At 34.3% G+C, this 230-nt stretch carries 1 protein-coding gene; it reads right to left on the reverse strand.

Going from position 1 to position 230, the window contains the following annotated elements; translation table 11 throughout:
- The coding region (locus tag KVT27_RS26465) for a class I tRNA ligase family protein (protein WP_217582362.1) at positions 1–230 on the reverse strand (230 nt) is incomplete at both ends.

Here is a 230-nt window from a genome sequence, read left to right on the forward strand (position 1 = left end):
GTCTCATCTTGTACAGAATACCATCCTTCATATTCATCAAGATAAATGTCACCTTGATCTACTAATTGCTTAAAGATTTTTTCGACAACATCTTTATGACGTTCTTCAGTCGTACGAATAAAATCACCATAAGAAATATCCATCTTCCCCCAAAGCTCTTTAATTCCTGCAACAATGTTATCAACATATGCCTGTGGCGTAATATTTAACTCTTCTGCTTTCTTTTGGAT

The organism is Lysinibacillus sp. GbtcB16 (assembly GCF_019091145.1).
Classification (GTDB): domain Bacteria; phylum Bacillota; class Bacilli; order Bacillales_A; family Planococcaceae; genus Lysinibacillus; species Lysinibacillus fusiformis.